This is a genomic window from Anaeromicropila populeti (assembly GCF_900112775.1).
Lineage (GTDB): Bacteria > Bacillota > Clostridia > Lachnospirales > Lachnospiraceae > Anaeromicropila_A > Anaeromicropila_A populeti.
In genome coordinates this window covers 88,090-96,290 of sequence record NZ_FOYZ01000014.1, presented here as the reverse complement: position 1 = coordinate 96,290, position 8,201 = coordinate 88,090, and the positions used below count along the sequence as shown (strand labels likewise).

General features: G+C 35.7%; 8 protein-coding genes. All 8 read right to left on the bottom strand.

Annotated elements, in window-relative coordinates:
• Window positions 1-2,408 (bottom strand): rhamnogalacturonan lyase family protein (locus BM305_RS15600; protein ID WP_177214762.1); only part of this gene is annotated, 2,408 nt, incomplete at its 3' end.
• Window positions 2,409-2,660: 252 nt separating this feature from the next.
• On the bottom strand, window positions 2,661-3,296 hold the full coding sequence (gene uppS, locus BM305_RS15595; RefSeq protein WP_092562877.1) for a polyprenyl diphosphate synthase: 636 nt from the start codon (window positions 3,294-3,296) through the stop codon (window positions 2,661-2,663).
• Window positions 3,297-3,490: 194 nt separating this feature from the next.
• A complete protein-coding gene (locus BM305_RS15590) occupies window positions 3,491-3,856 on the bottom strand; it encodes a BlaI/MecI/CopY family transcriptional regulator (protein ID WP_242940562.1) in 366 nt (121 codons plus the stop codon).
• A gap of 222 nt (window positions 3,857-4,078) precedes the next feature.
• The gene (locus BM305_RS15585) at window positions 4,079-5,005 is read right to left on the bottom strand and encodes an RluA family pseudouridine synthase (RefSeq protein ID WP_092562847.1); all 927 of its coding nucleotides are present in this window, start codon (window positions 5,003-5,005) and stop codon (window positions 4,079-4,081) included.
• Between the two features lie 12 nt (window positions 5,006-5,017).
• Entirely contained in the window at window positions 5,018-5,518 is a 501-nt protein-coding gene (gene lspA / locus BM305_RS15580; RefSeq protein WP_092562844.1) for a signal peptidase II, read from the bottom strand.
• 34 nt (window positions 5,519-5,552) lie between these two features.
• Window positions 5,553-6,641, bottom strand: a complete 1,089-nt coding sequence (aroB, locus tag BM305_RS15575; protein WP_092562841.1) for a 3-dehydroquinate synthase — start codon at window positions 6,639-6,641, stop codon at window positions 5,553-5,555.
• Window positions 6,642-6,667: 26 nt separating this feature from the next.
• Window positions 6,668-7,405: a DivIVA domain-containing protein gene (locus BM305_RS15570; RefSeq protein ID WP_092562838.1), complete on the bottom strand. Its 738-nt coding sequence runs from the start codon at window positions 7,403-7,405 to the stop codon at window positions 6,668-6,670.
• Between the two features lie 10 nt (window positions 7,406-7,415).
• A complete protein-coding gene (locus tag BM305_RS15565) occupies window positions 7,416-8,189 on the bottom strand; it encodes a YlmH family RNA-binding protein (protein WP_092562835.1) in 774 nt (257 codons plus the stop codon).
• Window positions 8,190-8,201 lie beyond the last annotated feature (12 nt).

Below are 8,201 nucleotides of genomic sequence, written 5' to 3'. Positions count from 1 at the left end.
ACTGGCGTTGGCGTTACTACTGGCGTTGGCGTAGCTAATGTTACCTTTTCCAATGTCCATTTCTGGTTAGCACTGCCTGTATACTGGTAAAGCTGAACATTTCCACCTGAACCAGTACTGCTGGATGCTATCTCAATTCCACTGACATCCCCTGCAAGTTTCGATAAAATACCATATGTTCCATCGGAATTTTTCACAAACTTAAACATCTGATTTGAAGAACCTTTATCTGTATAAATCAAAACGTTGGTTCCATCTGCTGTTTTCATTCCAGCAATATCTAATACATAGGTGTTTCCATCTCCTACCTGGGAATACAATTTGTAGTAGCCATCTCCTGTGCTGACAACCTTCCAGGTATTATAAGATGCTGCACTGGAAGCTCCCCACTGCTGTACATTTGTACTATTAGCTGCTGTTCCGCCAGCAACATCCATATAGAGTCCGCTGTTTACATTTTTAATCATGTAAAGCCCTTCTTCTACCGTTGCAGCAGATGGAGTTGGTGTTACTACAGTTCCAACTGTCTTCTCTTTATATGTTCCCACTGTATACATAGATGGTTTTACAGGTGTAGACATACCTGTTCCAATATAATAACTTGCATGAGGTGGCTGGTTGTATGCTACATTTTGCCAAGCAATTGCTTCACGATATTGACGGTCGTGCATTAATGTATATAATTTATTTGTCGTTACTGCTGTTGTTGTGTAAATTCTTAATGCAGTATCACTGGAAGTAGGCCAAATAACCTCTTCTCTCCAGTCCCCCAAAATATCTCCAGATAGTGAAGGAGTTGCTTTTGTTGTGTTATTAGAATGTATTCCTGTATCCTGTAAAACAATATCTACTTTTTTTGTGCTGGAATTCCATTTACGTATGGAGTTTCCATCTAAACCTTCCTGCAATAAGTCAGCATCCCATAACATGGAGAAATTTTCTCCAAGACTTTTTAGGTTGTTCGTAATGGTGCTGCCAGAACTATTGTATGCGTAATCGGCAAGACAGACATAAGGAGCAAATTCAGCTGCTGCATTGATAATCAGACCACGTCCAATGTCAGCGCTTCTTTTATAACTCCATAAGGTCTTTCCTGTTTTTGCATCTCGCATTTGAACACTTTCTACAGAAGAAGATTTTGATTCATGTACCATGAAAATTTCCTGCCCTGCATGATTTGGGTCAAAATCTCCACAGTGAAGTGCATCTCCATGTCCTTGTCCTGTAGAGTACAGTCCTTTACCAGTGTGATCAATTACAGCAGAGCCATATACAATTTCATCATATCCATCGTTGTCTACATCTGCAATAGAAAGACTGTGGGCACCCTGGGCGCGATAGGATGAGTTGTTAGAACCATCTGCTGTAAACGTCCATTGCTTGGTTAAGGAACCACTTTTAAACTGGTAAGCAACAATACAGGATTTTGCATAGTAACCTCTGCAAATAATTAGGCTTGGTGTTTTTCCATCCAGGTATGCAACGCCAGATAAGAAACGATCAACACGGTTACCATAGCTGTCTCCCCAGTCACTTACACTTCCTCTTGCTGGTTCATATGTAATGGTTTTTAAATTTTTTCCAGTAGCTCCTTCAAATATAGTTAAATATTCTGGTCCGCTTAATATATATCCCTTTGAATTACGGTAATCAGCGCTTGCATTTCCAATCACTGCACCAGTACCATCAATTGTACCATCTGCCGTTTTCAATGCAACCTCTGCTTTACCATCTCCATTTAAATCATAAGCAATCATCTGGGTATAATGAGCACCTGCTCTAATATTTTTCCCCAGATCAATACGCCATTTCATCGTGCCGTCTAGCTCATAGCAATCTATGTACACATTAGAAGTATATCCACTTTGAGAATTATCTTTTGAATTAGAAGGATCCCATTTTAAAATGATTTCATATTTTCCATCACCATCTACATCGGCTACAGTGGCATCATTCGCAGAATAAGTTACCGTTGCACCACTTAACGTTGTATTGGCTGGTTTACTGATTGGCACATCCAAATAGGACTTTGACCAAGGAGTAATTGTATCCGATTGTGTTACTTCAGCATTGTTTATTACAGTACGAACATAATAAGATGCACTGGTTGTCCCACTTGCATCAAAATAATTGGTAGAATTGGTAATTGGTCCGGCAATTTTTATTCCGTTCCGATAAACATTAAAGCTGGTAGTATAGTCTTCTGTTCCAAGTAATCTCCAAGAAAGAAAAATACCTCCATTTGAATTAACACCAACTAAGCCTCTGTCCAGCGCTTCCATCTGATATTGGCTGGCTGCCTGGACTTTTTCAACCCCATTTTGGGGAATACATGGAACCAGCAGGCTTCCAATTACCGCAACAGCACAAGCGCATTTAAATTTCTTTAATAAATTTCTTTTCTTCATACATTCAACCCTTTCTACTTATAAAATTACACATTTTACACTTAGTTTTCTTTACATACCCATAATTTCCTGTTACCTTAACCTCCTTCCTTTTTGGAAGCTATTATCATTTCAATAAATAAATGCTCCCAATTTAATTTTATCATGTTTTAATAAATAATAAAGTATTTTTATATAATATGTACTATTTTCCGTACTAAATAGTGCATTTGCCCTATTTAATATGGAAAATTTATGAGTATTAATTTTTTATTATCCTCCCAAAGTAACATCCTGCTTATCATACCACCTAATTGCTTCTTCCAAATGTTCTGTTTTAAAATCAGGCCATAATTCCTTTACTACATAAATATCAGAATAAACCGATTGTATAGGAAGAAAGCCAGAAAGCCTGTTCATGTTCCCCCAGCGGATAATTAAATCAATTCTGGATATATCGGATGAATATAGAGAAGACCTTATGCTTTTATTCGCTTCCTCACTTTTTTTTGACAAATCCCATTCCCAGCCGTAATTTACAAGGATGTTTACCTTTGTGCCTCCACCATTAAAATTTGTTCGTTTTGTAAAATCCAGTAATTCTTCTGGAAAACACTTTGATTTTGTATTCCCTAAAATCAGGAGTGAAACCTTTTCCTTCATCATCAATTTTGCTGCTTCCACACATGCCTGCTTGAACGCAGTAAGTTGTTCCTTAGGTCGTTTGCAATTATCTACTGTAAATCCATAAAAAGTAAGTTCTTCAATTCCATATGCCTGAGCCTGTTGTAATACCTTTACGCCTGGAGTTAAACCATGATCATATCCTTGTTCTTTCTTCAGTCCATTTCCTTTTGCCCATCTGCGATTTCCATCTGGAATAATTCCGACATGTTTTGGAATTCTCATTTGAATAACCTCTCTTTCCTTACTTCCAAATAAATATTCTACTCCCAAGTATTACAAATTCCTCATATTTTATTCATGAAAGTAAAAAACTGATAGCAACAGAATCATCCTCTGCTCCTATCAGTTCATTTTCATTCACTACCACTTTTTCACACTTCATTGCCATAAGCCGGAAGCTTCTCGCTTCGTGCAAATTAAAACTTTTGCTCTGTTATTATTTTTTCAAGTTCTGCTATTTCATCCATTGACAGATCTTGATATTTCAAAAAATCTAAAATAAAGTTATGTAACGAGCCATTAAACAATTTACCTAGTAAGAACTTTGTTTCCATATTTTGAACTGTACGTTTTGAAATCGCTGCTTTACATATAAAACCCGGATCTTCTCGTATAATTACTCCTTTTTCGATCAAACGTTTGATTACTGTATAGGTTGTATTTTTTTCCCAACCAATATATTCTTTAATAATTTTAGAAATATCCTTCGCAGCTAACACTTTGTTTGACCACAACAGCTCCATTATATTTAATTCACCTTCATGTAACCTCAATTCCTTCATCACTTCACCCCATATATTATTTATAAGCATGTATTCTATTAGTGTAGTACAATATATTATGGCAAATCTACGTCGGTAGTAAATATGTATATGCCTATTCTACTTGATTAGAATATCCTTGTCAACTAAAAGGGACATGCACTTTGCCGCAAGAAACTTCCCTACAATTGACAAAGCACGTATTCCAGTTTTATCTGTTCCTGAAATACGTGCTTTTTATCGCTAATGATTGCTCCATTTTGAAATTAATTCTTTAAAATACGTCGGCAGTTCCGATTCAAATTCCATATATGTTCCTGTCCTGGGATGAATAAATCCTAACGTTTTAGCATGAAGAACTTGTCCCTCCAGGTTGATACTTGTACGCTTTGGCCCGTATATATCATCTCCTAACAGGGGGTGACGAATACTTGCCATATGAACTCTTATTTGATGTGTTCTTCCAGTCTCCAGCTTACAAGATATATAAGAATAATTTTGTTTCAGATTTTCTATTACATGATAATGTGTAACGGCATGCTTGCCATTTTTATAATTGACTGCCATTTTTTTTCGTTCCACTGGATGTCTGCCTATTGGTGCATCTACAATTCCATTTTCTTCTGAAAAATGATTATATACGATGGCATGATAAATTCTTGTAATAGAATGTTCCTTTAACTGTTCTGATATGCTATTATGCGCTTTGTCATTTTTACATGCAACAATTACACCCGTTGTATCTCTGTCTATACGGTGAACAATTCCAGGCCGCATTACCCCATTAATACCTGAAAGCTGTCCCTTACAGTGATAAAGAAGTGCATTTACCAACGTGCCTGAATAATGTCCAGCAGCAGGATGAACGACCATTCCTTTTTCCTTGTTAATAACAATTAAATCTTCATCTTCATATAAAATATTTAAGGGAATATCTTCGGGCTTAATATCCAGTTCAGCTGGTTCTGGAATACAAATAACAACCAATTCATTTTCCTTCACCTTATAGTTGGATTTTACTTCTTTGTCCAGGATTCGGACATTTCCTTCTTTCACCAGTTTTTGAACATATGACCTGGTCAAATCTGGCTCATGCATGGAAACAAACCGATCAATCCTCATATTGCTGCATTCTTCTACTACTTCTATTTCAATTCGTTCTTGATTCATGTATACTCCAAATTATAATTTATTTTTTTCCTTACTAGCTTTCCATGATAATTCTTCATCCTTATAAAAAAACAGAATGAGAAATGCCAAAATGAACAGTGATACTGTAACATAACAATCCGCAACATTGAAGATGGGAAAATTAATTAATTTAAAATATAAAAAATCAATTACATATTGATTGCTAAGTCGGTCAATACTATTTCCAATTGCTCCTGCCCAAATAAAAACAATAATAATGCGCATTGGATTCATTCTCTTATCGTTGGGAAGCTTAATAAAATAAAATAACAGCCCAACAGAAATAATCGTAGTCATTATAGTCAAAAAAGTAAATTGATTTTGAAAAATACCAAAAGCAGCACCTTGATTTTCTAGGTAGTTTAGTTCAAAAACATTTTTTAAGATCTCAATCGGCTCTTTTCCTTTCAGATGAGTTGCAGCCCAGTATTTAGTCAATTGATCGATTAGCACAAGTAAAGTAACGCCAAGTATGGCTTTTATATATTTCATTTTATAATCTCCTATGATAAAATATCCTGTACTGCTATCGCATTAAATATTCTAGAGCCTCTATCATATCCTGCTCTGTAACAGAACGATCTAGCACAGCCTCTCCGATTTGCTTTAGTAAAACGAATTGAATAGTTCCAGCATCCATTTTTTTGTCATTCTTTGTTGCTAGCACAACTTCATCCTTTGAAATCTCGTTTAACTGGATAGGCAGTTGAAGCTGATCCAATAAATCCTTAAGAATATCTAACTCTTTTTCTTCTATAAACCCCCTCTTTACAGATAAATAAGTTGCAGCTATCATACCAAGTGCAACGCATTCACCGTGCAATATGGAAAATTTTGACCACTTTTCAATTGCGTGTCCAAGTGTATGTCCAAAGTTAAGATAAGCACGAATATTTAATTCGTGTGGATCTTCTTCCACGATTTCCTGCTTAAAAGTACAGGATTTATAAACGATTTCCCGCAGTGCAGAAGGCTCTTTTTGTTGTAGTGTTTCCACATGATTTATAAGCCAATGATAGAATTCAAGACTTTGTATCATGCCATATTTCACAACTTCACCTAGACCATTAAAATAATGCTCTTTCGTCAACGTATTCAACACCGACAAATTAATATATACTGCCTTGGGCTGATGGAACGCTCCAATCATATTTTTATATTCTAGGAAGTCTACACCAGTTTTTCCGCCAACACTACTGTCCACCATCGCTAACAAAGAAGTTGGCATCTGAACAAAACGGATTCCACGCAAAAATGTAGCAGCTGTATAGCCAGTTAAATCTCCAACTACACCTCCGCCCAGTGCTATCAGCATATCCTTTCGATCAAAATGTTCTTTAATCAGAAATTCATATAATCGCTGCACTGTATTTAGATTCTTGCTTTCCTCACCTGCTGGCATAGTATAATGAACAACTTTTCCAGCAACACCTTGTAGCAGTTTCTTCACTTCCTGTAAATAAAATTTTTCAACATTGCTGTCTGTAACAATACATATTTTATATTCTTTCATATGAAATGGTTCAAAAATAGAAACCAACTGTTCATAACTATCCTCTATCCATATTTCATATATTGGTAAATTGTTTTCTTTTACCGTAATTCTATTGTTCATATCTTGTCTATTCTCCCTATTGTATTTTAATCCATATTTAAAAATTCAAAATCCTGCTCAGCTGTATTCTTTGAATTGTCCGTCTGCTTTTGCTTTGAATTTTCTTCAATCGATTGAAACAGTTTCATCAGCATTTCTCTTTCTTCCTCTTCTTGCGTTTTATCTTCTTGTGTTTTATCTTGTTGCGTTTTATCTTGTTGGATAGTATCCTGTTGCATTATCTCTTGTTCCATTTCTTCTGGTTCTTTGGTTTCTTCTTTCTCAGATAACACATCATTTTTAATAACAAAAGAAGGTTCTAAATCAAAAGAGGATACTTTCACGGAAAAACTTTCACTTTCTAAAAGTTCCATTTGAGCCATTGTTATTTGCTTAATCTGTGCCTTACATTGGTCAAAATTTTGTATTAACGCGATAATCTGATTCTGAATCCGATTCAGTTCATGCTTTGCATCAGCAAGAATGGTATTGGCTTTCAGATATGCTTCTTTCTCAATTGCTTCTGCTTGTCTGACTGCCGCCTCTTTTATTTCAGTAGAAGTTTTTTCTGCCAAAACTAGTGCTTTTTGCAATGTTTTTTCAATATTCTTGTAATACTGCACGCCATCACTTAACGTATTCAGCTTGTCCTTTAGCTCCCTGTTTTCTTTATACAGAGCTTCATAATCATGGTGAACTGTATTTAAAAAAGCATCTACTTCCTTCTTGCTATAACCCCTCCCGGACTTAAATGACACATTTTCAATTTCAATAGGTGTTAACATATAATTCCTCCTAAATGTACTTGTCAATTGTAATACTATAACGTCCTTTTTTCGTCTGATGCATCACTTCGCGAAAAATAAATTTTCCATGACCACGGACGGATACAATGTCCTGTTCTTTAATTGGATAGCTGTTCGATTCCATTAGTTTACCATTTACAAAGACCTTTCCTCCTGAAATCAAACCACTGAGACTACTGCGGGAAGTTTGAAATGCAACCCCCAACACAGCATCCAGACGAATGGACGATACCGTTCCTTTTATAGTTTTATAGGAAGGAGTGAAATCTTCCAGCTCACTCTCCACCATTGTACATTTCACATTTGTATGTTTCACTTTCGTAAGATAATCTAAAATGAACTCTTTTATTCCTGAGTGACAAAATACGTATGCCACAGAATTTTTTACGATAATATCTCCAATTTTAATCCGTTCTATACCCAGATTTAAAATAGCTCCCAAGTAATCACGATGAGTTAACTGATCTGCAAATTTCTCATTGACAGCCTCAATTTTTATTACAGCTAGTATACCAGTAAAAGAATTATAGGAACTGTAATCCCATTCATCGGCATAAAAAATAACTATTTTTCTCTCCGCACTTTCGTAACCTCCGTAAAGCTGATAAGAAACCGGTGCTAAATCCCTGGAAGTTCTATAAAATATATTTTGCTCGTTCAAATTTAAAAACCATGAATAAGTAATGGTATTTCTGCGGAAACTCAAATTAGACAGTTCAATTAGCCGATTACAGAGTAATTTTTCGTCTTTATCCGTTGTCATTCTCTATCCTGC